Source organism: Paenibacillus oleatilyticus, assembly GCF_018998565.1.
GTDB lineage: Bacteria > Bacillota > Bacilli > Paenibacillales > NBRC-103111 > Paenibacillus_G > Paenibacillus_G oleatilyticus.
Genome location: NZ_JAHNZO010000233.1, coordinates 1 through 219, shown reverse-complemented (window position 1 = coordinate 219; position 219 = coordinate 1). Strand labels below are relative to the sequence as shown.

The 219-nt window shown below is 57.1% G+C and carries 1 protein-coding gene; it reads left to right on the top strand.

Annotated features, from left to right (window positions below; translation table 11 throughout):
• Positions 1 to 2 precede the first annotated feature (2 nt).
• A partial coding sequence (locus tag KQX66_RS37140; protein WP_438804227.1) for an AMP-binding protein occupies positions 3 to 219 on the top strand: 217 nt, incomplete at its 3' end.

The following is a 219-nucleotide window of genomic DNA, read 5'->3' as shown; positions in this document are numbered from 1 at the left end:
ATGTGCCGATCGATCCGACATTCCCGGAGGAGCGCATTCGCTACATGCTGGAGGATTCGGAGGCAAAATTGCTCCTGACGCAGGGCCATCTGCTGGAGCGCGCGCCGTTTGCAGGCCACATCGTCAATTTGGACGATGCCGGGGTCTACAGCGAGGACGATACGAATCCGGAGCTCGTTAACGATGCCGAGAATGCGGCGTATGTGATTTATACTTCGG